The sequence below is a fragment of the Paenibacillus plantarum genome (assembly GCF_013141695.1).
Lineage (GTDB): Bacteria > Bacillota > Bacilli > Paenibacillales > NBRC-103111 > Paenibacillus_E > Paenibacillus_E plantarum.
The window spans coordinates 1-22,862 of sequence record NZ_WHNY01000032.1; the positions used below are offsets into that span (position 1 = coordinate 1).

Below are 22,862 nucleotides of genomic sequence, written 5' to 3' on the forward strand. Positions count from 1 at the left end.
CCCAAGCACCCCAAGCACCCTAAGCACCCCAAGCATCCCAAGCACTCCAAGCACCCGAAGTCACTCCCCAGCACCCTAGCATTCCAAGCACTCAAACACATCGAGCCGCCCAAATACGCCACGCACACCACACCCTCAACAAAATCCACTCATCCTAGCTCACCTCACGGTGCTCCCCCCTAATCTATCGGGAAAAATGATTTTCTGTGGTATCTACAATAAATAAATTGGATCTAGAAGCCTGCTTTGGAGAGAACGTTATGGTTTTTAAAAGCGCGAGGGGGGGAGCTAGTTTTTCAATTATTTACATGACTCTTGTAGATATCACAGAAAATGACTTTCAGTGAAATAGGCCTTCGAATGGAGCTCGTGATGATTGAGTTGAACAACCCATTCGTGTGCTGAATTGCAGTCATTACGGCGGATTTGCATTTCACTTGTAGATATCACAGAAAATGCCTTTTTGTGAGATAGTCCGTCGAATGAGAGTAAGTAACTGAATTTTTTCAACGGTTTAGTCAAGTTCCTTATCTTCGCGCATATACTGTGTTAGATTCTTATCCACATGCTTGTTCGAAAGGTCGCAGAATGAGCTGAAAGCGATTACGCATCGACATTTACGTGACAAAATTCACAATGATGACAGGCCCTCCAAGGCCTGATCTCAAAACATGCAAGCCACTTCCCCGCAGAAATAGGAGGGTGCAGAGATGCTGCATATTGTCGTCTGTATTAAACAAGTACCGGATTCTAGAGAAATTCGCATTGATCCCAAGAATAATACGCTCATTCGTCAAGGCGTTCCCAGTATTGTGAATTTCTACGATATGCATGGTTTGGAAGAAGCGTTGCGCATTAAAGATGAGCAAGGTGCGCGCATTACAGTTGTTACGATGGGACCGCCACCCGCAGAAAAAGGACTCAAGGAATGTATTTCTTTAGGCGCCGATGACGCCGTGTTGGTGACGGATCGTGGTTTTGCTGGAGCGGATACGCTAGCGACCTCGTACGTTGTTGCTCGAACAATTCGCAAAATTGCGGAAACTTGGGGGCCGGTGGATATCGTATTTTGTGGAAAACAAACGTTAGATGGTGATACCGGACAAGTTGGCCCAGGCGTAGCCTGCCGATTGGATTTGGAACAACTTACCTATGTCAATAAAGTGGTAAAGGTCGATGAAGAAAAACGCAAAGTGCGCGTTCACCGTTTGCTGGAGGATGGCATTGAAGTGGTTGAGACAAGCATGCCAGTACTGATCACCGCATTGAAAGAGCTGAATAAAGTGCGACGAGCATCATTGCCGGGCATGATTCGAGCGGCTAGATATAAGCCTACCGTATGGACTACAGCAGATTTTCCAGATTTGGAGCGGGCAAAGATTGGACTCAAAGGCTCGCCAACGATTGTTGCCAAAACATGGGTACCCGAGATCAAAGCGGTTAAAACGCAAATGATCACTTTCGATAGTCCAGAAACTGGCGCAGCTCAGCTGGCCGACAAGATATTGACGAAGGACATGCAGAGCCTATTAGATTTGGCTTAAAAGTTAGGAACGGAGGATGACACGATGGCAAGAGAAACAGAGCAGATAGATCCATCGATGCCGGACTGGTCGGCATATCGTGGGGTTTTGATCGTTGTTGAGCAGCGCGAGGGCATCGCGAAAAAGGTGTCCTGGCAGCTGCTAGGCGAAGGCAAAAAGCTGGCAGAAAAGCTGGAAGCGCCGCTCGTGGCGCTCGTCATCGGCGAGAATGTCGCACATCTCGCTGATGAAGCCGTGGCCTACGGCGCGGATCGGGTTTACCTTTGCGAAGCCGCGGAGCTTCGCAACTATAGGACCCGGCCATATAGCCGGGTCTGCTTGAAGCTGATCGACGAAGCGAAGCCTGAGATCGTGCTGTTCGGCGCGACGGCGACAGGTCGCGACCTAGCAGGTGCGATTGCAACACACCTGCCGACGGGGCTGACGGCCGACACGACGCAGCTCGACGTGGAGCCGCCGCCGTCGCGGCTGTTGCTGGCCAGCCGGCCGGCTTTTTCCGAGAAGATGATGGCCACCATCCTCTGCAAGCAGTACCGGCCGCAGATGGCGACAGCGCGCGCCGGTGTATTTCAAGCGCTGCCGAAAGACGCGGAGCGCCAAGGCGAGATCATTCGTATCGAAGCTACGATGCGGGAAGAAGAGATTGACGCGCAGGTGCTCGACTTCCTGCGCGAAACAGGAAAGCTGAATCTCGAGGATTGCGAGATTATCGTTGCTGGGGGCCGCGGACTTGGCGGGCCCGATGCTTTCAAGCTGCTCGCCGAGCTAGCGGACGCGCTCGGCGGTGTCGTTGGCGCGTCACGCGCTGCCGTTGATGCGGGCTGGATCAGCCACGAGCATCAGGTGGGGCAGACAGGCGCCACGGTGCGACCGAAACTTTATTTCGCCATCGGCATCTCTGGCGCCGTGCAGCATACGGTCGGGATGAGTCATGCCGACGTCGTCGTTGCGATCAACAAAGACGAGAAAGCGCCTATTTTCCAATTTGCCCATTACGGTCTTGTTGGGGATTTATTCAAAATTGTTCCTGCGATTACAGAGGAATTCAGGAAACGACGTACGCTTTTCGGCACTGAGCATCGGGTGGCTGATGCCTCCATAAACACGACACAGACGCAGTCAGAGGCGGCCTTCGCCCGAGAAAGGAGTGAAGCAAAATGAATGAAAAATTCGACGCGATCGTCGTTGGCGGTGGTCCCGCTGGAGCGGCTGCAGCGTTAACGATGGCCAGAGCGGGTTTATCGGTTGTACTGCTCGAAAGAGGTGAGTTTCCAGGCGCTAAGAATATTTTTGGCGGTGTCCTCTATCGTAAGCAAATCGAGGAGCTTGTTCCTGAGTTTTGGACAGAAAAGAACTTTCCGATGGAGCGCTACATTGTTGAACAGCGAATTTGGATGATGGGCAAAGAGTCCATGGTCACGTTCGGTCATCGTAATGAGGCTTACAAAGAGCCTTACAATTGCTTCACGGGTCTGCGGGTTAAATTCGATCAATGGTTCGCTGAAAAAGCTGTAGCGGCAGGTGCCATTCCGATTTATGAAACGGTGGCATTAGACGTGATTCGGGAAGGTAACAAGGTTGTTGGGGTGAGAACTGACCGAGATGATGGCGATTTATATGCGGATGTTGTCGTCATTGCTGATGGCGTTAACTCTTTGCTCGGTAAGGCCATGGGGATTCATAAGGAATGGATGCCGGATGAGGTGTCTTTAGCGGTCAAAGAGGTTATTGCACTGCCACGAGAGAAGATTGAGGATCGCTTTGGGCTTGAGGGGGACGAAGGTGTCACCATCGAATTTATGGGCGAAACGTCGCTCGGTATGGCGGGTATGGGCTTTCTATACACGAATAAAGAAACGATCTCGTTAGGGGTCGGTGTGATGGTCAACCATTTGCGGGATAAAAAGGTGAAGCCATACGCTGTACTTGACGCGGTTAAACAGCATCCCATGATTCGGAAGTTGATTCAAGGCGGGGAGACTAAGGAATATTCTGGTCATCTTATTCCAGAAGGGGGCTTTCATTCAATCCCAACCCTATCTGGTGATGGCTGGTGTGTCTGTGGAGATGCCGCGCAGTTGATTAACTTTATCCACCGGGAGGGGACTAATCTCGCTATGACTTCGGGCCGTTTGGCAGGGGAGACGATTATTGAAGCGAAAGCACGCGGGGATTTTACAGCCCCAACGATGCATCTCTACGATAATAAAATCAAAGAATCTTTTGTACACAAGGATCTACAGAAGTACAAGGGAATGCACCAATTTTTGAAAGAGCAGGATCCTGAGTTATTATTCGATCGACTGCCACGTGCTGTAAACGAAGCTGCTTACAATATGTTCCTCGTGGATGGGATTACGAAAGCCGAAAAGCAAAGAATGGCCATGAAGCTCATCAAAAATGCCGCTGGCGGTACGGTAAACTTGATGAAGCTGGGCTATAAGGGATGGAGGGCGATGAACGGATGAGCCAAAGTGATATTTCAGATAAACTGTTCACCATTCGTTACAAATGCGATGATAAATCCCACCTTGTCATTAAAGATAAACAAACCTGCTTGAATTGTGTGACAAAGGACTGCAATTATTTCTGTCCTTCCGATGTGTATGAGTGGGAAAAAAAGCTTAAGATCACGACTGTCGCATTCGAAAATTGTATTGAATGTGGTACGTGCCGCATAGCGTGTCCTTCTTATAACATCGATTGGGTGTATCCTAAGGGTGGGCATGGGATGACGTATAAGTACGGCTAATTGAGTAATATTGATGAAAATAGAGCCGAGACCGATTGGAGGTCTTGGTTCTATTTTTTGCGAAAAAACGACATTCCTCCATATGTAGGTGTAGTTTCTCCATAGTTTTGTTTCTTTCAGGACACGATAATAGAGAATAGGAGGGATTTATAATGTCGATTTCTTATGAACCTGTACAAGGTATATTCCATTTGCAAAATAATCAGATGAGCTATGTGATTCAGCTTATTAATGGTTCCTATCCAGCCCACGTGTACTGGGGCCGCTCTATTCGATCTGGTCAACTCGGTACGGTGATTCAATATAAGGAACGAGCTTCTTTTAGCCCGAATCCGGTTAAGGGTAATAGAACGATCTCTTTTGATACACTCCCACAGGAATACCCTGCATATGGGACAAGCGATTTCCGGGAGCCGGCGTATCAAGTTTCGCAACCTAACGGTTCGACGATTACTGAGCTTGTCTATGACAAGCATCGTATCGTTCAAGGGAAGCCAGTACTGGATGGCTTACCATCTACGTATGTAGAAGCGGATCATGAAGCTGAAACGCTAGAAATAGAGCTTGTTGACAAAGTTGCTGGCTTGCGTGCAATTCTGTCCTACACGATTTTCGCCAATCATGCGGCTATTACGCGTTCTGTTCGTTTCATTAATGAAGGACCTGCTGATCTTAAGCTTTTGCGAGCATTAAGTATGAGCGTAGACTTTTCCCATGCTGATTGGGATTTGTTGCAGCTTTCAGGGAGTTGGGCTCGTGAGCGTCATATTGAAAGAAGAGCCTTGGCTCCAGGTAAATTAACCGTTGAAAGCCGACGTGGATCAAGCAGTCACTCACATAACCCGTTTGTGGCTTTACTTGCCAAAGATGCCAATGAAGACTACGGTGATGTATATGGTTTTAACCTCGTGTACAGCGGTAACTTTGCGGCACACGCGGAAGTGGATCCTTTTGCAACAGCACGTGTGTCCATCGGGATTAATCCTTTTGATTTCAGCTGGCTGCTAGTGCCAGGACAACAGTTCCAAACACCTGAGGCTGTTATGGTGTATTCCGGTCAGGGGATTGGTGAGATGTCCAGATCTTATCACCGCTTATACCGTACGCGACTGTGCCGCGGTGAATTCCGTGATCGTGTACGACCTGTCCTCGTCAACAACTGGGAAGCGACGTATTTCGATTTTAATGCAGATAAAATAGAGAGTATCGCTCGTGCCGGAAAAGAGCTTGGTATTGAGCTTTTCGTATTGGATGATGGTTGGTTTGGAAAACGAAATGATGACACGACTTCACTCGGGGACTGGGTTGTCGATAAGGCGAAGCTTCCGAATGGACTTGAAGATTTGGTAGAGCGAGTGAACAAGCTAGGATTGGAATTCGGTTTATGGTTTGAGCCTGAAATGGTGTCGCCAGAGAGTGATTTGTATCGCAAACACCCAGATTGGTGTCTTCATGTACCAGATCGTCGCCGCACGGAAGGTCGTGGGCAACTGATTCTTGATTTTTCACGCGAAGAGGTTTGTGAAGGCGTGATGTCCATGCTGCGTAATATTCTAAGCAGTGCTCCAATCACGTATGTCAAATGGGATATGAATCGGAATATGACCGAAATTGGCTCCGCGGCCTTGCCGCCTGAACGTCAAAGAGAGACAGCACATCGCTATATGCTTGGCTTGTATCGCGTAATGGAAACCATTACTACTGAATACCCGCATATCTTGTTTGAAAGCTGCTCCGGCGGCGGTGGGCGTTTCGATCCAGGTATTCTGTATTACATGCCACAAACGTGGACGAGCGATAATACGGATGCCGTATGCCGTTTGAAAATTCAATATGGTACGAGTATCGTGTACCCTGTTAGTTCCATGGGATCGCATGTATCTGCTGTACCTAATCATCAAGTACATCGCATGTCGTCCTTGGAAACCCGCGGTCATGTAGCCATGTCAGGTAACTTCGGCTATGAGCTTGATCTGACGAAGTTCACGGAAGAAGAGAAGGAGCTCGTCAAACGTCAGGTTGCCGACTATAAACAACTTCGACCGCTTGTTCAGTTTGGCGATATGTATCGCCTGTTGAGCCCGTTCGAGGGGAACGACACCGCGTGGATGATTGTCTCCGAGGACAAGACACAAGCCATGGTTGTGTTCATCCGCGTGCTTGCAGAACCATATGCGCCGTTGAAGACGTTACGCTTAAAAGGACTCAACCCTGCCTTCGATTATCAAATCGAAGGCTCAGAAGGGCTCTTCCCCGGCGACCATCTGCTATACGCCGGTATTCCTGTCGTCGGATTGCATACCGACTTCCAGAGCAAAATCTGGCTGCTGAATGCTAAACAGCAGTAATATATAAGATAATGCGTAACCCCCATTTCCCTTTTTTTGGGAAAATGGGGTTTTTTACGCATATCGGGTGTTTTGCTCAGAGATTAACTCAGCAATAATAATTTTCTGTCATATCTACAACAACAATTATTAAATTGGGGGAACGTGAAGAAATTAAGTTGGATGTAGTTCAACTGCGGCACATAGATACTCTTGTAGATATCTCAGAAAACTGTTTCAGCGAAATAGGAGAGGCGAGGTTGGAGTTCACTGGATTGGCATGAAATTGGTTCCGTAGAACTCAAACTTGAAGAAGATTCATTTTTCGGGAATTTTGCGATATGATAGATAGATTCAAACCATCATATAAGTGAAGGGAGACAATTCTAACATGCTGCAACGACCAAGTCATGACGAATATTCATCCTACTATACGGGTTATATCGGGTTGGTGCCCGATGGGGACTATGTATCCATCTTGAACAGTCAAGAAAAGGCACTCGTATCCCTATTTTCACAGTTAACAGAGGAACAGGCTTTATCTCGCTATGCACCAGGGAAGTGGAGTTTGAAGGAAGTACTGGCTCATATCACGGATACAGAGCGCATTATGAGCTATCGATTACTGCGAATAGCTCGCGGAGACACGACGGATTTACCTGGCTTTGATCAAGATATTTTCATTGCGAATGCGGTGTTCGACGAGGTCCTTTTAACGGATTTGGTGAAGGATTTCCAAGCGGTGAGACAAGCTACGTTAGCGTTGTTGCCTACCATCACTGAAATAGCGTGGACACGCGTTGGGACAGCGAATACGTTCGCTATTTCTGCCCGCGCGATTGCCTACGTGATCGCAGGTCATGCAAAGCATCATCTTAACATCGTAGAGCAAAAGTACTTATAAGTAAAAAAACCTGAAATCCACGGATGGATGGTAATATCCCCTTTAAGTAGACACTCAAAAAAAACCTTATGGTACCATAAGGAAATGAGTACAACTTGGAGGGGATTTTTCTATGGCTAAAAAAGGACAAACATTTAATCAATACACGGAGGAATTTAAGTTAGCTGCGGTTCAGGAATTCATTGAGGGTTCTTCTAGCTACAAGATTGTCGCTGAAAGGCTAGGAATCAGAAGCTGTACCCAACTGAAGGTGTGGGTGAAGAAATGGATGAAAGGTGAGGCCTTTGACGAACGTGCAGTGAAGACTCCTAGCCCTCTTAAAGGACGTCCTCGCACGAGCTTCAATACGGTAGAAGAAGAACGGGATTACCTGAAAGCGCAGGTAGATTACTTAAAAAAGCGGTATCCAAATCTAGTAAAGGAGAAGCTCCAAGTCAGCGAGATATCTATGAAATAGTCGATGAACTTCGAGCTGTGCACGGCATTACACGCCTGTTAGCCATTGCAGAAATACCAAGAGCCAGCTATTACAAATGGCGGGCCACGCAGCCTCAGCGTGATGCCAGACAAGATCGGGATCATGAGATTAAAGAGCATATGATGGCCATCCATATGGCACACCCTTACTACGGGTATCCGCGCATGATGAACGATTTATGTGAGGTTGGTTATATCGTCAATCACAAGAAAGTTTGGCGACTCATGAAGGTACTAGGTATCCAGTCGATTATTCGAAGGAAGCGTAACGTGTCCAATTACACGCCTTCTGTCGTGTATCCAAATCGTTTAAAACGCAAGTTTCACGCTACAGCACCTCAGCAGAAAATGGTTACAGATATTACATACATTTCAGATGGTTCGAAGTTCTATTATCTGTCTGTTATCCAAGATCTATTTAACAATGAAATTGTCGTTTGGCAATTATCTGAACGAAACGATGTAGAACTGGTAATGAATACGATTGAACAGTGGATAAGAAAAAGAGACGTAGCGGAAGCCGTGCTCCATTCGGATCAAGGCTTCCAGTATACGTCTCAGGCGTACAACACGCGATTAGAAGCATTCGGCGTCAAAGGCAGCCACTCTCGCAAAGCAACCTGCCTGGATAACGCATGCATCGAATCCTTTTTTTCGCATCTCAAGACAGAGAAGTTGTATCTTGGGCAGTGTAATTCAGGCGATGAAATTCATCAAGCTGTGGAAGATTATATTTATTTCTATAACTACCAGCGGTTTCAATTAAAATTAAAAAAACGCGCACCGATAGAGTATCGATGCGCGTTGGCAGCATAGCTTTTTTCATCTGTCTACTTGACAGGGGTATGACCAGGATTTCAGGCTTTTTTTTAGTAAAGTGATAGTGCTAACGAGTCTCGTTCATTCAGTGAGTGAAGAATCGCTTCGCACCCGACAATCTCGATGCTAATGATAGAATCCAGACATTTCTTGAGTGTTGCTCTTCCTTTGGTAACTTTGGCCTCAAGTGCTGACTTCAGTAAATTGAACTTCTTTTTATTTTTCTCATCGGAGTATACGGGTACAGGTTTGTTATGAATCGTTATAAACATTTTCATGAGTTCCACCATCCTAAGAATTGGATATAGTACTAGCATATCGGATTATTATTAATAGAACCTTAAAATAGTTTTACAATTTTAAGACAAATAAGAGATTGCTATGTATTTTCGTATATAGATAATACGATTTAGGAGCTGAAATTGTTTCATATATTGGTTAGGAAAATTGAATATTGTGTGAATTTATTTTAAATGGATAGGTTTAAGTGTACTGCATGTTTTGTCGATAGGCTTTGGGTGAGGTACCGAAACGTTGTTTAAATGCGCGATGAAAGTAAGGGTAAGAGCCAAATCCACAGCTTAGAGCAATTTGTTCTAAGGACATGGAGCTATCATGCATACGCTCGACCGCGCTGGATAGGCGTACTTCTGTGGCATATTGGATCATAGTTTTACCAAAATATTCTTTGAACAAATGAACAGCTCGGGAGATACTGAGTCCTACATGATCTGCGACATCTTCAATTTTGAACGCGGCAGTAGCATGTGCCTCAATGAATCGTTTCATGCGAGTGCCAGTGAAAGGGCGACCCTGTACCGTTTCTGTGGCCGCACGTTCAAGATAAAGGCACAGTGCTTGGAGCAAATAACCGCTTAGCTCGGGATTCTCTTCTTCCATTCTGCGCTTCTCTAAGCTTAATTGCCGCCATAGTGAGATCAATCTGGGGTCGAGGTCAATGCGCATGCAAGTGGGTTTGTTGTTGCGTTTCCACCATGCATCAATCCAATCACCTTTGCAAAATAAGTAGTAATCGCCGCTGGCGATTTTCTGATCAGGCTGCGTCTTCGCTTTTTCGATTCGCAACTCATAAGGATCGCCGGGCTTGAACAAAAGCAGATGACCTGCTTCTATCGGGATCATACGACCATCAACAAGGGCTTCACAACTGCCTTCTGTCTGTAATCGAAAAAGATAATAAAGTAGTCCTGATTTGCTATTACTATAAAATGGATCCATATGAAAAGAATACCCGCAAGTTACTAGTTCAGCTTCCATGTCATTTCGCCTTTCGTAGCCAAATAAGAGATGTTTTAATTATATCGTGAATGGTCATAATAGGCTAATCTCGATTATACTTAGGCCAAGATTACTATTTATGATTTCACTATGAGAAAAGAGGAGAACAAATGGGACGTTTAGGAATTGGACTTCAATTGTACACATTGAGAGATGATATGGCACGTGATATGGAAGGTACACTTCGCCATGTTGCGAAGTTAGGATATGAAGGTGTTGAGTTTGCTGGCTATTATGACATGCCTGCAGATAAGCTTAAAGGTTTGCTAGATGAGCTTGGATTGAAATGTTTCGGAAGCCATATCAGCTTGCAAAGATTCCGTGATAATTTCCAAGGCGAGATCGATTATTTGAAAACAATCGGTGCAACCTATGCTATTTGTCCGTATGTTGGTGCAGAAGAGCGCGAATCCGTTGATCAATGGAAAGCTCTAATCGCTGAGTGCCAGGCATTAGCGGTTGAGACGCAAAAACAAGGTTTGCAATTCCTTTATCACAACCATGACTTCGAATTCCATTACAAAGTGGAAGATGAGTTCGTTTTTGACGCGATGTATGCGAATAACGATGCTATTAAAGTCGAAATGGACGTATGTTGGGTACAATTCGCAGGTCAAGACCCACTAGCTTACATTGCCAAATATGCAGGACGTCTTCCATTGGTGCATTTCAAAGATTTCACGAAGGATGCTGACGGTAAACTAGTTACCTTGGAGCTAGGCTTAGGCGATGTTCCTCTAGATAAAGTTATCGTTGCTGCCGAGCAAGCTGGTGTAGAGTGGCTTGTCGTAGAACAAGATAACTGCCAGAAGGCACCTTTAACTAGTATCGAAAACAGCTTTAACTGGGTTAAAGAGCATTATTTAAACGTTCATAACTAATTTATTCTTATAATTGAAGGAGCATTTATCACATGAGTAAAATTAAAGTAGCCGTCATTGGCTGTGGTTCCATTTCCAAACATAGACATATCCCAGAATACGCAAACAATTCAAACGTTGAGCTAGTTGCATTTGTTGATCCCATCATTGAAAGAGCACAGCACTACGCTGAATTGCATGGCGGTAAAGCTTATAGCAACTATGTAGATATGTTGAAAGCTGAGAAAGTTGATGCGGTTAGCGTATGTACACCGAACTATCTTCATGCTGAAATCTCCATTGCCGCGGCTAACGCTGGCGCGCATGTGCTAGTTGAGAAGCCAATGGCTACTACAGCTGCTGAATCCGAAGCGATGATTGAAGCTGCGAAGAAAAACGGCGTATTCTTGATGGTTGGTCACAACCAACGTCTAATGCCTCCACATGTGAAAGCGAAAGAAATCTTGGAGTCAGGTAAACTTGGGAAAGTTCTTACATTCCGTACATCTTTCGGTCATCCAGGTCCTGAGGGCTGGAGCATTGATGGTCGTGAGAGCTGGTTCTTCCGTAAGGAAGAAGCCATTATGGGCGCTATGGGCGATCTAGGCGTACACAAGTCAGATCTTATCCGTTGGTTACTTGCTGATGAAGTTGCACAGGTAGCAGCATTCGTTGGTACGCTTCACAAAGAGGGTACAGACGTCGATGATAATGCGACTTGCTTACTTCGTATGAGAAGCGGCGCTACAGGTTCCCTAGTAGCAAGCTGGACTTACTACAAGGGTCAAGACAACTCCACAGTTCTATGGTGTGAGAATGGTGTTATCAAGATTGATACAGACCCTAACGATCAAGTAATCGTTGAGCTTCGTAATGGTACAATTGAGCGTTACAAAGTAGGTCAAGTAGCAACTAATGAGAAACAAACATCAAGCGGAGTTATCAGCGAGTTCGTTACTAGTATTCTAGATAACAAACCGCCTCGCATTTCTGGCGAAGAGGGTTACCAAGCATTGAAAGTGATTCTGGCAGCATTCGAATCCGAAGCGACTGGTAAAATCATTAATCTATAATTGATAATTTATATAGTTAGCAAGAAGAGCTCATCCCATGAAGGGGTGAGCTCTTACTAATTTTCAGCAGCAAGTTAAGAAAAAAAAGCCCCCAATTCTCAAAGTGAGAATTAGGGACTGACAATAATTTTTTTTAACGTCCGCCGATATCGATGGAAACCGAATTCGATTTACCGACAATCGTTTCTTTGGAGTCTTTAACCTGTACTTGGATATCCCAAAGTCCTGTTTTAAGTAAAGTTCCTTCCACTGATGCGGTAACCGTGTGCTCGTCTTTCCAAGTCGTAGGAATGGCTTTCCCGTTCAAAGTTACGTAACCCAGAGGGGGAAGATTATTACCGGAGACAGTGAGTGTTAAATTCGTGCGACCTGATATATCTTGTGAGTCGGCTTCCACTTTATCTAAGCTAATTGGACCGAAACCGAGCATGTACTTCGGATCGATGATCGGTGTTAAATAGTTCTTGTAAGCGTGTCGATCACCAAAAAGAATATCATATTGCAAAGTTTCGTAATTTTTCAAATCATCTTCTTTAATGTTCATTTCAGCAAAATGGTCTTTAGGCGGGATGACTGGATACTTTTTAGCCAAATCCGTTAAGAAATTTGTATAATAATTACCTTGTTGCTTCGATAATTCGATTAAATATGGACCCAAGAAGGAAGGGCTAATATTCAAATTGTCTTTTCGCTCGGTATCGAAATTATTCCATACAACTAGTGGGACACTGTACATTTTTTTCAAGAAATCAGGATCATTTTTACCGCTAATATATTTCGTGTCAATATACGTTGCGTAATCATCACCAAGCGCAGGCAAATGATCACCCCAGAATGCAATAATTGTAGGCTCGCCTTTTTTCTCGTAGTATTCCACTAGTTCCTTCAACATATTGTCTGACCCATTAATACCTTGAGCAAGGGTTTCAAGCATACCAACCGAAGAGGCGGAGAAGTTGCCTGTTACGTTAAACGTATTTTTCGGGAATTTGCCAGGGTAGAAATGAAAATGATTTTCCATTGTGTTTGCAAACACGAAATCAGAGCCTGCACTTTGCTCAGTTGCATGAATAATATTAGCAGCAACTTCGCTATCCGCGATGTAAGGACCAGAGTATGTCGGTTTGAAATATTCAATCGGAATATATTTGGAAAAGCCGAAATCTTGATAGATTTTATTACTATTAAAATACCAATTATAAAAAGGGCTAATCGCAGTCGAAGTATAACCTTGACGTGCATAAATACTCGCTAATGAATCGACTTCATTTGAAATATATTGATTATAGGCAATGGAACCTTGTGGTAAGAAGCGCATAGAGTTTCCTGTAAGAACTTCGAATTCCACATTGGCTGTTCCACCGCCATACTGAGGTGAAAGCATCGTTCCGCTCGTTCCAGTCTTCTGTAGTTTATGGAAGAAAGGAATCGGATCTTTGTCGAACTTCGCGCCGGGGATAAGGGTTGGATCCCAGAAAGCTTCACTTAAAATAACAATAACATTAGGTTTAATTGGTTTGGTGTTGGAATCTCCTGCTTTAACCGGTGGCGTCGGAGATGCATTCACGATAGCTTCAACGGCTTTATCATTATAACCTTCTTGGCTGTTTGAGAACATTTCTTTGGTATTCAGTACTGTAGCAAGCGCATATCCGTTTGTTTTGGTGTTCTGCACCTGATTCCAAACTGCGGCTTCGATGCCAAACCACTTCTGAACAGGCAGAGGCAGATCCGTATAAACAGCTAGAAACATAACTAAACCAATTCCAGCTAGAATTGCACGTTCTTTTAAGGCTACTTTTTTAATAAACATGGTTGTACGGTAGAGGATGAAATAACTGCCAACAAGGAACAGGAGAATGACAGATAAGACATTAAAAGTCAAAATGTTGGATAAATATTTCACCATATCCGAGGCTTCGCCAGCTACGACTAAATCCCATGGCGTCAAAGGCACGCCTAGAATTTTGAGCTTTACGCCACTAATAAGGGCCAAAATAATGAGGAAACCGGCAATCACCCAATACGCGATTCGAGTACGTCCTATGATGGCAACGAATAACAATAGTAGACTTACTACGATCCATTCGTTGAAAAGAAGCTCTATAAAATGCTTGAAGCTCCAAGACATCATTTCAGTGTAGTTCCCACGGCTCAAGATTTCCATGATCAGAACAGGGATTAGTCCAAGAAGTAAAAGTGGTAGTCTTGGCCGAATTACCAATAACAATCGTTCAATGTGTTGTTTCATAGATTCTCCTGTACAAAAATAAGTTAAAAGTCCTTTGAATACCTGATATTATACCATGCCTTTCGACATTATTCGATGGTATCTCTATGAAAAATAGATTGATTGCAGGAAAATCGTGGCTATATCAAGAATACTTATAAAGAGGATATAAGTTAGGAGGGGATCACGTATGGCTAAAGAACAAATGCAACTAAAAAGAGAAGCAATTATGCAGCTACAACATCGGAAAATGACAAAAAGTGCGTTTTTTCGACGTGGATTATTCTTATTCATCGGTGCCGTTTTAATGTCTGTTGGGTTAGAAATTTTTTTAGTGCCTAATCGAATTATTGATGGAGGCATTACGGGAATTTCGATCATTTTATCGTATTTGACCCAAGGTCCCATAGGTGTGTTCTTGACATTATTAAATATCCCTTTCTTATTCATCGGTTATAAATTGATTGGTAAAACTTTCGCTTTATCTACACTCTTTGCTATTTTAGTTATGTCAGCAGGTACAGCCCTGCTTCATCCTGTGAAAGAACTTACGAACGATCCGTTGCTAGCCGCAGTATTTGGCGGGATCATTCTTGGTATTGGCGTAGGAATGGTTATTCGTTTCGGGGGATCATTAGATGGTACAGAAATCGTTGCGATACTCGTTTCGAAAAAGATTCCTTTCTCGGTCGGCGAGATCGTTATGTTTTTCAACTTATTCATTCTTGGAAGTGCAGGGTTTGTTTATTCGTGGGACCGTGCCATGTACTCGTTAATCGCTTATTTTATCGCTTATAAAATGATTGATGTTACCATTGAAGGGTTCGATGAGTCGAAGTCGGTATGGATTATTAGTGACCATTTTAGAGAAATAGGCGGTGCTATCATGGATCGCTTAGGACGCGGCGTCACCTATTTAGAAGGTGAAGGCGGATTCTCTGGAGATAACAAGAAAGTCATCTTCTGTGTGATTACACGGTTGGAAGAAGCCAAGTTGAAATCCATCGTGGATGGACTTGACCCCAAAGCATTTCTTGCAGTTGGCAATATCCACGATGTCAAAGGCGGAAGATTCAAGAAGAAAGATATCCACTAAACCACTAATCGGATTGCTCCTTCTTGATTTCATTATCCTTTTGTGAAGAACCTCGCTCGAAAATGCCTAAATCTCTTAGCTGCTGAGCAGCATCCTTGCTGCTCGGGCTTCCGAGCTTTTTCAAAATATGCCCAACATGAATTTTCACTGTTCGTAATGAAATGAAGAAGCGGTTCGCAATTTCCGTCTGCGTATGGCCTTGATCGATCATATCAAGAACTTGAAGTTCTGTTGGGGTGATGAGATCCCTCACTTCTTTGATCTTGAATTGCTGCTCCAGCCGTTTAAGTCTACGGAATTCCTCGCGCATCTGCTCAGAAACAGCTGCATTAATCGCGGACTGGCGCGCATGCGCCGCCCGAATAATGCCTGGGAGCTCCTCGAAACGCGACTTAATTTGATAATCGATTGCCCCTGCCTGAAAGGAACGGAAAATGAAATCCTTTTCCTCCATCGAGGTTAACATGATGACTTTGGCTCCCCAAGATAAGAAGGCTTGCTCCGCAAGACTTATGCCCGCGGGTTCATTTTGAAGCATAATATCCATAAGTACGACATCAGCGGAAGGTGTGGCATTCCCAAATAACACTTGAGCTTCTTCTGCTGTAGATCGGCTATCTACGACAGTCATATCTCCTTGACGATTCAAATAATCCTTCAGGCCGCGCAGCCAGTCTAGATCATCTTCCACGATGAGTATGCGAATTGAATCCATTCCGATACTTCCTCTCCTCTGCAAGTCTAACGCTGTCCCGGAAATGTCAGATAGACACTTGTACCTTTACCGGGTTCACTGCTAATTTCCAAACTACCACCGTGTTTTTTCATGACGCTATAGCAATAAGCTAGGCCAAGACCAAAGTTATTCCGATTGCCGCTTTTTGTCGTATAGAAAGGTTCTACAGCTTGCTTGAGGACGGATTTCTCCATTCCCATGCCTGTATCTTTTATTTCAAGTACTATATTTTTTTTGTTTGAAAAAGCTTTAATAAAAAGCTCCCCGCCGCTGCTCATCGCTTCAATGGCATTCATGAGAATGTTCGTTAATGTTTCAGTGACTTGGATCTGATCAAGCTGAAGTTCGAGCCGATCAGGCAACTCAACATGTACTTGGATCTTTCCTAAATAGACTTCTAGGGGCTCTAGCACATCTTGAAGCAACTGAACTACGTCAACCTGTGAAATGCGGAGAGGCAGTTCCTGTGTTTGTTCATGTACACGGCTAATCATATCCTGAATATGCCTGGAGGCGTTCATGACGACATGAATGTCCTGTATAAGCTCGGTTTGCCCTGTGTCTACTGCGTGCTGGTTCATCTTCTCCAGAAATAAGCGCATTTTTCCTACATCATTTTTGATGGCATGGTTAAGAATGGCCGTACCAGACGTAATGGCACGTAGCGTGGAATCCAATTTACGGCGCTCAATGAGCAGCCGGATACCAAGAAATCCGTATTTGAAAAACGTAAATACAAAAAAAGGGACCACAAAGGCCAAAATCCATACATGATAGATCCACAATCGATAGAACCCGAAGCTGGGCATGACATAATTGAGCACGCCAACGCAAAGCATAGGCGGAAATAGTGCTAGGCAGGTGAACAAGTGTGTTCGCCTCATGGCTGGGAGATGTTCTTTTTTGAGTGCAATCAGTAAGGTACCTATAAGGATGTATGGGAAGGCCCAGGTCGCGACTACGCGAAATTCTATGGGCATTTCTTCGGTATACCCTGGCAATAAGATCAGACAAGCAATAGGCGGCACTAGCAATATAAGCGGTAACCATGTACGCAAGAGCGGCTTCTGCCAAGTGGAATGATAGGCTAAGGATAGCATCGCAAAAGCGTAGGGTAAGCCATAATAGGAAAGCAAGGAGCAGATGCTCATCACACGATAAAAGAATGCACTTAGTGATGGATTTGGTGATGTGACCTGAAAATAGGGGATGATATCCGCGGAAATGACTGCTGCTAATGCGCCAGAACCGCCTGTAAAAGCCACTGCGCTCATCCAGCGCATGGTACGTGAACCGGGATCTACAATGAGTAGTCCTGATGCGATGAACCAAAGGGCAAATAGGACAAAAAGCATACGTTCCCCCTCAATCAAGACAATAGATAGTCCTATTGTGGCATGACGTAATCGTTTGCACAAGAGTTTCCTTTCTAATAAATGGGAGGAATTGGGCCTACATTCTCGAATTGTTGATAAACGAAAGGAGTGAAGCGATATCGAAGTGAAGAAGAGAAGATCATTTCCAATCCTCCAGATTGTGGGTAAAGTACTGCTAACCCTCATTTTCATCATCGTCATCACGGTCATTTTATCTATAGCTGCTGCTGTACTTGCCGTGAGGTTAAATCCTGATCTTATCGTGAGTATGGAAGCTGTTACGAGTAATCCCTTTTTTATTAAAGCCTCATTATGGGCACAGATTGTGGGTTTCATTAGTGGTGTTTGTTTGGGCTTTTATATATTTGAGCGTAAAAAGGGATGGAAATTAGGGCTGCAAACGGTTCAGTTCGGCCGTCGGTTCGGAGAAGGTTTCCTCTGGGGGGCCGTGCTGATAACCCTTAGCAGCATAGTGATATGGCTATTCGGAGGCATCGATATTATCCAAGTGGAGTGGAGTTTATCGAAGGGATATGCGATAGGCGGGAGCTTTCTTCTCTTTATTGGGGTAGCGATCAACGAAGAACTATTTGCGCGCGGGTATTTACAAGGTCTTGTGAAAAATCACTTTGGGCCGAAAATAGCTGTAGGGGTATCGACGCTTGTATTCGCCTTACTGCATAGCTTTAATCCAGGGATGTGGACGACGGCGTTACCTTTTATTAATATCCTATTGGCAGGCCTATTAATGGGAATATGTCGTGAGTTGTCAGGTAGTTTATGGATGCCCATAGGACTGCACTTGGCGTGGAATTTCATGCAGGGGTGTGTATTCGGTTTTGATGTTTCAGGGATTCCAATGTCGTCATTCATTACGACAGAAACGCAAGGTACTATTTTCCTGTCTGGAGGAGCTTTTGGGGCAGAAGGAAGTTTAATTACGAGCTTTATTCTTGTACTCGGCATCATAATGATTTATAACTATTATCAAACCCGAAATCGTTTTAGCTACACAAAGCAACCAATATTGAAAGACAACATTTAATAAGGGGGATTCATCTGTGAGCCAGTATGAAGTTATACATAGTGAATGGGAAGGGGAGTCGACGCTCAAACTCGTCGACCACATGAATGAGGCGGTGGCCGAAATCATTCCAGCCGTCGGTCTACACCTGTTCCGCTTCGATGTGCGGAACCACAGCTACATCGCGAAGCCCGACGACTTGTCGGAGCTTCGCGACAATTCCTCGCGCTACGGCGTGCCCATTCTGTTCCCGCCGGGGCGCGTAAGAGCTGCGGCCTTCACCTTCGGCGGCCGCGAATACCGGCTCCCGGCGAATCGGGAGCCTGATCACGCCCACGGCCAGCTGCGCGAGCGGCCGTGGAAGGTCGTTGCCAGCGGCGCAGACGCTGCTGGCGGGGCTTACGTCTCCGCGGAGTTTGACATCGCGGAGACACCGGACATGCTGGCGTATTTCCCACACGCCGCATGCTTCCGCTTTACGTACCGTCTGCAGGACGGTACGCTGTCGCTCAGCGGTGAAATCGCCAACCGAGGCGGCAATACCATGCCGCTGTCACTTGGCTTTCACCCGTACTTCGCGTTCGCGGAGGGCGAAGCCGACCGCGTGCGGGTAACCATTCCCGCGGCGGCAGAATGGCCGCTGTCCGCGGGTGGGTTTGCGGCAGGCGAACCTGTGCCGACAGCGCTCACAGCGGCCTTACAGAGCGGCGAGAAGGTCTCGTCGCTGCCAGGATATCCTGGCGGTTCACAGATGCTTAGCATCGCGCCTGGGGCACAAGTATGCGAGATTGCGTATGAGGCTCGCAATACGAAACTTATCTTTGAAATGGGGGACAAATTCCCAATTCACGTTTTATTCACAGCACCATGGAGCAACGCAGTGTCACTTGAACCGTACACGAGTATCATGAACGTGTTCAATGAATCCTATCCTGCTGAAATCTCAGGTGCACAAAGCTTGGAGCCAGGTGAGACTTTTACTTTCAATTGGGCGATTCATATTGAAACGAAGTAATCTACCAAGGTTCATATCCGAACCCTATTGAGGAATAACCTTGATAGGCATGTTGATGGAGCTCTACAATGATCCCTTCCATTTGAGCGGATTTTGCAAGCGCACCTCGCCTTCCAGTGTTATATAGATTAGGGTCCAGAACACCTTGCAGTAAATGAATATGGGCTCCGTTCTCTACAGCAATTGGCGGGCCAGTAACGCCATAATAAGTATGATAATGACCGTATTTTATCCCTGAAATACCTTGATATTGATGGACATGTTGGTCATAAGAAGTACCGTTTACATTGAAAGTGTACAGTCGCAATAGATGATGATGACCTAATTCTTCTGAAGTTACCGTTGTGAAGAAATGAACGTGAGCTGGTGGAATGCTCCTCATCACGCGAAAGCCCCCTATGAGTAGGATATCCTTCATCCTATTCATAGGGGGCTTTTGTCATGACGATGGCAATGGATAAAGATTGGATTGACCGATTTTCATCTTTTTATCATCATAAACACGCACTTCAACTTGTTGCGACTTACCTAGTTCAATCACAGGATTAGATGAGATATCAACGTACAGCGTATCTTTTCCATCGAAATTAGATTTAACTTCCTGCCCATCAATATACACATTACAGGATGAGAAAAATGGTGAACCCGTTACTTTAATTTTGTTGTCTGCTACCGTGACCTTTGAAATGATAGGATCACCGTATCCTAACGTATATGTGGGTTGGACAATCGTATCTTTGTAGCCTTTAGCTTCATAACCGTACCTGCCCCCGAAAAGATTATCATACTGCAGCTTCTCATAACCAGTGAGATCGCTCTCCTTAATGTTAAATGCCGACCACATGTCTTGCGGAGGAATGACAGGTATTTTCTTGGATAAATCATATAAATAATCCGTGTAGTAACTTCCCTTTACACCTGCCAAATGCAGCAGCATCGGCCCCAAAAAAGAAGGACTTGAAGATAAATTCAGCTTCTCTTGATCAGCAGGTACGAAGTTATTCCAAATGACAAAAGGCGTGTAATGTGTCTTCGTATACAAATCGGGGTCATTAGGCAACACATATTTGGCATCACGATATACTTTATAATCTTCCTCAAAGAAAGGGAAATGGTCCCCGAAGAACAAAATAATCGTCGGATCTGACTTTTTCGAATAATAATCAACCAAAGATTGCAGAGCCTGATCCGTAGCTGTAATGCCTTGTGCATAAGTTTCTAGAATACTTTTCGACTCTGCTGAAATATCACCAGTAACCTGAATCGTATTTTTATTGAATTTATTAGGAGGGTAAGGATGGTGATTTTCCATCGTATTAGCAAAAATAAAATCAGGCCCAGCACTTTTTTCGGTTTCCTCAATAATTTTGTTCACAACAGCATGATCCGCATAATTGGGTCCTGAGAAATCATTCGGGAAATATTCACTTGAGATAAATCGGGAAAACCCGAAATGCTTATACACTTTTCTGCTATCAAAGAAATAACTGAAGAATGGATTAATCGCGGTTGCCGTGTATCCTTGTCTTGTCGTAATGCTTGCTAAGGAGTCGACACCGTGATTCATATATTCAATATATGGAATGATTTTATCGGGTGATTTTCCGAAAAAACGCATCGAGTTCCCTGATAAAACCTCAAATTCAACATTTGCAGTACTACCCCCGAATTGAGGAGATAACATCTTGCCGCCAGTGAATTTTTTTTGTAACTCATGCAAATGCGGAATCGGATCACGGCTAAAAGTGACGTTTTTCATGATCGTCGGATCAAAAAAGGACTCTCCTAGCAAAACGATAATATTTGGTTTTTTGTCATTTATAGCTGGTTTTTCTGAGATTTGATCCAGAAGAGACGTAATTGCTTTCTTACTATAACCATCTGGTTTCGCTACATGTAAAAAGTTAAGCATCTGAACTGTAGCATACAAATAACCATTTTCATCATAGGTAATCGTTTGGTCCCAAGGAACCGTGTAAACCCCATATAGTTTTGTAAACGAAAGGGGCTTATCCGCGTATAAACTAATTGCGATTACAACAGCGATTAGACCGTAAACACTGCGTTCGATCCAATGAAACTTCATTTTGCGATTGCGTAAAATGAGGTGAAACAGACAAGCAACAATAACGATAAACAGCAAGGTATAACCAACAATACGATTATTAAAATATTCGCTCAAAAACTTCCTATACTCCATAAGCTGGTTGTTAAAATAAAGATCCCATGGATAATAAGGTGCGCCAATAGCCTTTAACTTACTACCGCTAATCGCCCCAAGGGGCAACAAAATGGCACAAAGGAGCCAAAACGACAGCCTAGAACGACCAGTAATAGCGATAAGAAACAAATACAAAGATCCAACAACGAAATAAGCAAGCACCATGGCCAAAGGATACGTCGTCATCCAATGATGGAATTCCTTATAAGTACCCCTCTCCAAAAATTCAACCATGCACATCAATACAAAAGGAAGTATAAAAATCATTGCGCGAGTAGGCAGCTGCTTGAGTGCCTTAAGTAAAGTAGTCATTCGTAAAACTCCTAGTTATCAGCTTATAAAAACCCGACTCTCCACGTGGAGATGCCGGGCGATAGTGAACTTTAGATCATGTTTCGTCCGAACCCTCTGCACTAATTTGCTCTAACGCCTGCAGAAACGTAGCTGCGGGTTGAGCACCTGTTAACGCATACTTACGATTTATTACGAAAAAGGGTACACCTGTTACACCGGCTTGCCTGGCAAAAGCAAGGTCATCTTCAACCTGCTCCAGACCTTCTTTAGCAGAAAGTTGAATACGAGTTTGATGCGGATCCATGCCATGCAGACTTGCAGCTTCAAGTAGAATATCGATGTGACCAATATCTTTTCCATCCTCAAAATAAGCTTTGAACAAATCGTCAACAAGCTGCTGTCTGACTTCTTCAGGTGCGATCGCAATGAGCTGGTGCGCTTTTAACGTATTTGGCATTTTCGTGATTTGCCCAAAATCAAAATGCAAACCTGATGCCTGTCCAGCCTGAGTCACTTGTTGGTGCATGGCTTGCAGTTTGCTTTCATCAGCACGAAATTTAGTACGCATAAGTGTCGCAAAATCTGCACCTTCCACGGGTGTCGAAGGATCAAGTTGATACGCACGATAGTGCAGCTCAACAGGTTCTGCTGTAAAATCTTCCAGCGCATCCATCAAATTCTTCTTCCCGATGCGGCACCAAGGACATACTAGATCTTGAAATATCTCTATTATCATCTCGAATAAACTCCTTCAATCATTGCTTTAGCTCCATTCAACATTATAACCCAAAGATGATAAATGTCACCATGAAACA

Annotated in this window: 20 protein-coding genes; 12 read left to right on the top strand and 8 right to left on the bottom strand. The window is 44.5% G+C overall.

Translation table 11 applies throughout. The features are described 5' to 3' along the window. Window positions 1-710: 710 nt before the first annotated feature. The 7 genes from GC096_RS10115 (at window position 711) to GC096_RS10145 (ending at window position 8,820) form a co-directional block, all read left to right on the top strand. Entirely contained in the window at window positions 711-1,544 is an 834-nt protein-coding gene (locus GC096_RS10115) for an electron transfer flavoprotein subunit beta/FixA family protein (RefSeq protein WP_171630125.1), read from the top strand. 24 nt (window positions 1,545-1,568) lie between these two features. After that, the gene (locus tag GC096_RS10120) at window positions 1,569-2,705 is read left to right on the top strand and encodes an electron transfer flavoprotein subunit alpha/FixB family protein (RefSeq protein WP_171630126.1); all 1,137 of its coding nucleotides are present in this window, start codon (window positions 1,569-1,571) and stop codon (window positions 2,703-2,705) included. After that, on the top strand, window positions 2,702-4,012 hold the full coding sequence (locus GC096_RS10125) for an FAD-dependent oxidoreductase (protein ID WP_171630127.1): 1,311 nt from the start codon (window positions 2,702-2,704) through the stop codon (window positions 4,010-4,012). The genes GC096_RS10120 and GC096_RS10125 overlap by 4 nt, the downstream gene beginning before the upstream one ends. After that, on the top strand, window positions 4,009-4,296 hold the full coding sequence (locus tag GC096_RS10130; protein ID WP_028554142.1) for a ferredoxin family protein: 288 nt from the start codon (window positions 4,009-4,011) through the stop codon (window positions 4,294-4,296). Before GC096_RS10125 ends, GC096_RS10130 begins: the two co-directional genes overlap by 4 nt. A gap of 152 nt (window positions 4,297-4,448) precedes the next feature. Continuing rightward, window positions 4,449-6,644 carry an alpha-galactosidase gene (locus GC096_RS10135; RefSeq protein ID WP_171630128.1) on the top strand — a complete coding sequence of 732 codons (2,196 nt, stop codon included), beginning with the start codon at window positions 4,449-4,451 and terminating at the stop codon, window positions 6,642-6,644. A 370-nt stretch (window positions 6,645-7,014) separates the two neighbouring features. Continuing rightward, the gene (locus GC096_RS10140; RefSeq protein WP_171630129.1) at window positions 7,015-7,527 is read left to right on the top strand and encodes a DinB family protein; all 513 of its coding nucleotides are present in this window, start codon (window positions 7,015-7,017) and stop codon (window positions 7,525-7,527) included. A 112-nt stretch (window positions 7,528-7,639) separates the two neighbouring features. Continuing rightward, a protein-coding gene (locus GC096_RS10145; protein ID WP_376769487.1) for an IS3 family transposase occupies window positions 7,640-8,820 on the top strand; the annotation gives its coding sequence in 2 pieces (ribosomal slippage) (window positions 7,640-7,919 and window positions 7,919-8,820; 1,182 coding nt in all). A 53-nt stretch (window positions 8,821-8,873) separates the two neighbouring features. Here GC096_RS10145 and GC096_RS10150 read toward each other — a convergent pair. Beyond that, on the bottom strand, window positions 8,874-9,101 hold the full coding sequence (locus GC096_RS10150; protein WP_028554145.1) for a hypothetical protein: 228 nt from the start codon (window positions 9,099-9,101) through the stop codon (window positions 8,874-8,876). A gap of 205 nt (window positions 9,102-9,306) precedes the next feature. Next, on the bottom strand, window positions 9,307-10,101 hold the full coding sequence (locus GC096_RS10155; RefSeq protein WP_171630131.1) for an AraC family transcriptional regulator: 795 nt from the start codon (window positions 10,099-10,101) through the stop codon (window positions 9,307-9,309). Between the two features lie 131 nt (window positions 10,102-10,232). Between GC096_RS10155 and GC096_RS10160 the strand changes: the two genes are divergently transcribed. After that, window positions 10,233-11,003 (top strand): sugar phosphate isomerase/epimerase family protein, encoded by a 771-nt coding sequence (locus GC096_RS10160; protein ID WP_171630132.1) that lies wholly within the window; start codon window positions 10,233-10,235, stop codon window positions 11,001-11,003. 32 nt (window positions 11,004-11,035) lie between these two features. Next, entirely contained in the window at window positions 11,036-12,055 is a 1,020-nt protein-coding gene (locus GC096_RS10165) for a Gfo/Idh/MocA family protein (RefSeq protein WP_171630133.1), read from the top strand. A gap of 133 nt (window positions 12,056-12,188) precedes the next feature. Here GC096_RS10165 and GC096_RS10170 read toward each other — a convergent pair whose 3' ends face one another. Beyond that, window positions 12,189-14,306, bottom strand: a complete 2,118-nt coding sequence (locus GC096_RS10170) for an LTA synthase family protein (protein ID WP_171630134.1) — start codon at window positions 14,304-14,306, stop codon at window positions 12,189-12,191. Window positions 14,307-14,535: 229 nt separating this feature from the next. Here GC096_RS10170 and GC096_RS10175 point away from each other — a divergent pair, with 229 nt between their 5' ends. Continuing rightward, the gene (locus tag GC096_RS10175; RefSeq protein WP_376769488.1) at window positions 14,536-15,381 is read left to right on the top strand and encodes a YitT family protein; all 846 of its coding nucleotides are present in this window, start codon (window positions 14,536-14,538) and stop codon (window positions 15,379-15,381) included. 4 nt (window positions 15,382-15,385) lie between these two features. Here GC096_RS10175 and GC096_RS10180 read toward each other — a convergent pair whose 3' ends face one another. Then, entirely contained in the window at window positions 15,386-16,096 is a 711-nt protein-coding gene (locus GC096_RS10180) for a response regulator transcription factor (protein WP_171630136.1), read from the bottom strand. 26 nt (window positions 16,097-16,122) lie between these two features. Beyond that, a complete protein-coding gene (locus GC096_RS10185) occupies window positions 16,123-17,472 on the bottom strand; it encodes a sensor histidine kinase (protein ID WP_171630137.1) in 1,350 nt (449 codons plus the stop codon). 145 nt (window positions 17,473-17,617) lie between these two features. Here GC096_RS10185 and GC096_RS10190 point away from each other — a divergent pair, with 145 nt between their 5' ends. Next, window positions 17,618-18,538 (top strand): CPBP family intramembrane glutamic endopeptidase, encoded by a 921-nt coding sequence (locus GC096_RS10190; protein WP_171630138.1) that lies wholly within the window; start codon window positions 17,618-17,620, stop codon window positions 18,536-18,538. 82 nt (window positions 18,539-18,620) lie between these two features. Then, window positions 18,621-19,532 (top strand): aldose 1-epimerase, encoded by a 912-nt coding sequence (locus GC096_RS10195; RefSeq protein ID WP_246302683.1) that lies wholly within the window; start codon window positions 18,621-18,623, stop codon window positions 19,530-19,532. 1 nt (window position 19,533) lies between these two features. Here GC096_RS10195 and GC096_RS10200 read toward each other — a convergent pair whose 3' ends face one another. The 3 genes from GC096_RS10200 to GC096_RS10210 form a co-directional block, all read right to left on the bottom strand. Next, window positions 19,534-19,914, bottom strand: a complete 381-nt coding sequence (locus GC096_RS10200) for a YmaF family protein (RefSeq protein ID WP_171630140.1) — start codon at window positions 19,912-19,914, stop codon at window positions 19,534-19,536. A gap of 57 nt (window positions 19,915-19,971) precedes the next feature. Then, window positions 19,972-22,065: an LTA synthase family protein gene (locus GC096_RS10205; RefSeq protein WP_171630141.1), complete on the bottom strand. Its 2,094-nt coding sequence runs from the start codon at window positions 22,063-22,065 to the stop codon at window positions 19,972-19,974. 76 nt (window positions 22,066-22,141) lie between these two features. Then, on the bottom strand, window positions 22,142-22,783 hold the full coding sequence (locus tag GC096_RS10210) for a DsbA family oxidoreductase (protein ID WP_171630142.1): 642 nt from the start codon (window positions 22,781-22,783) through the stop codon (window positions 22,142-22,144). Window positions 22,784-22,862: the final 79 nt, after the last annotated feature.